Source organism: Bifidobacterium sp. POST2/T3 (B1) (assembly GCF_058197115.1).
In genome coordinates this window covers 1-2,370 of record NZ_JBVPQK010000253.1, presented here as the reverse complement: position 1 = coordinate 2,370, position 2,370 = coordinate 1, and the positions used below count along the sequence as shown (strand labels likewise).

Sequence of the window (2,370 nt, the reverse complement as noted above, 5' to 3'; positions counted from 1 at the left end):
CTGAAGACCCACTATCCGGTGGAGTTCATGGCCGCCCTGCTGCAGAACGAGCGGACCAACAAGGACAAGACCGCACTCTACCTGGGCGAGGCCAGAAGGATGGGCATCCGCATCCTGGCGCCTGACATCAACGAGTCCGTGTCCGAGTATTCCGCTGTCGGCGACGTGGTCCGCTTCGGCCTGGGAGCCATCCGCAATGTGGGTGACAAGGTGGTGGCGGACATCATCAAGGAGCGCCAGGGACCCCGGGGCAAGTATGTCAACTTCATGGACTTCATCAAGCGGGTGCCCATGGAGGTGCTCAACAAGCGAACCGTGGAATCCCTGATCAAGGGCGGTGCCTTCGACGGCATTGACCCCAACCGGAGGGCGCTTTTCCAGATTCACGATGAAGCCGTCGACCAGGTCATGCCCATCAAGCGCAAGCAGGCTGAGGGCCAGTTCGACCTCTTCGCCGACGCCGATGAGGACGCCCCCCAGCAGGATGCCTTGGGCGATGCCCAGGTGACCGTGCCCGACATCGACGAGTGGGACAAGTCCACCAAGCTCAACTTCGAGCGGCAGATGCTGGGCCTGTATGTGTCTGACCACCCGCTGAGCGGCATGACCTCGGTTTTGGCCGGCATGCGAGACATGTCCATCGCCCAGCTGCTCAACCGGTCTAACAGCATGGACGGGAAGGCGGTGACCCTGGCCGGGCTGGTCACTGCTGTGGACCGCCGGGTCTCCAAGAAGGGCAACCCCTGGGCCATCGTCACCATCGAGGACTTGGAGAGCTCCATCCAATGCATGTTCTTCGGCAAGGTCTACGACGCCCACTCCGACGACCTGGCCCTGGACTCGGTCATCAGGGTGAGGGGAGTGGTCGAGCTTCGTGACGAGGCCACCAACATCCGCGTCAACGATATGGAGGTGCCCGTCCTGGAGTCGGCGGATGAGCGGCCTCTGACCATCACCCTGCCCAAGCAGGCTCTAGACCGGGGGCACATGGAGCGGCTGGCTCGGATACTCAAGTCCCACCCCGGTTACTGCCAGGTCCGTCTGGCCGTCACCGACGACCGGGGCAACGTCCGTCTGTTGACCTTTGGTGACGGATTTCGCACCCGGCACGACACCTCCATGATGGCCGAGATCAAGTCGGTCTTCGGACCCTCCTGCCTGCCGTCGGCCTAGGACGCGCCCGGAACCGTCTCACCATTTGGGACGGTGGTGAGTCGCTGGCTTTGGCGACACAAAAGTTCACTACCATCAAAGTATGTCAAAGCTCATGATGAGAACCATGGATCTGCGCGGGAAAACCATGTCCCGCGCCCAACTCCTCGCTGCCATGCCCCGAGCCGATATGGGTACACGGGAGGCCAGCGCCCAGGTGCAGCCCATACTTGACCAAGTACGTGAGCATGGGGCAGCGGCCCTGCGCGACCTGGAGGAGAAGTTCGACCATGTGCGTCCCCATGATCTGAGGGTTCCGGCATCGGCCATGCAGGAGGCCCTGAGGCAGCTGGATCCCAAGGTCAGGGCGGCAATCGAGGAGTCCGTTACCCGCATCCGCAAGGTCTGCACTACCCAGGTGCCCAAGCCCATGGCCACCGACCTGGCGCCTGGCGCTCGGGTCAGCGAGCGGTGGATTCCGATCGAACGCGTAGGCCTCTACGTGCCGGGAGGCAAGGCCCTGTATCCTTCCTCGGTCATCATGAACGCGGTGCCCGCTCAGATTGCCGGCGTCGATTCCCTGGCCGTGGCCACTCCGCCCGCCTCTGACGACCCTCGGGGTCTGCCGGCTGCCATCATCCTGGCCACCTGTGCCATTCTGGGAGTGGACGAGGTCTATGCCGTGGGCGGTGCCCAGGCCGTGGCCATGTTTGCATACGGGGCCAGGGGATCCGAGCCCCAGGACGGGGAGATTCTCTGCGACCCGGTCGACAAGATCACCGGCCCGGGCAATATCTTTGTGGCGACAGCCAAGCAGATGGTCTCCGGCATGGTGGGAATCGACGCCGTTGCCGGACCCACGGAAATTGCTATTCTTGCCGACGAGCAGGCCAACCCCGACTGGGTTGCTGCAGACCTGATCGGCCAGGCCGAACATGACGAGCTTGCCGGTTCGGTGCTGATCACCGACAGCCAGGAACTGGCCCAGGGCGTTCAGGAGGCTTTGGGGCGCAGGGTGCCTCGAACCGAGCATGCCGACCGGGTGCGCACCTCCCTGGGCGGCAACCAGTCGGGAATCATCCTGACCGACGGTATCGACCAGTCCATCGACGTGGCCAATGCCTATGCCGCCGAGCATCTGGAGGTTCAGACGGCCGATCCTGATGCCGTCATCGACAGGATTCGGAATGCCGGCGCCATCTTCCGCGGCCCCTATTC

General features: G+C 63.5%; 2 protein-coding genes. Both read left to right on the top strand.

What is annotated here, in order from left to right:
- Window positions 1-1,173 (top strand): helix-hairpin-helix domain-containing protein (locus tag AC0AP0_RS10010; RefSeq protein WP_490430359.1); only part of this gene is annotated, 1,173 nt, incomplete at its 5' end.
- Between the two features lie 82 nt (window positions 1,174-1,255).
- Window positions 1,256-2,370: histidinol dehydrogenase (hisD, locus tag AC0AP0_RS10005; RefSeq protein WP_490430358.1), on the top strand; the 1,115-nt coding region annotated here is incomplete at its 3' end.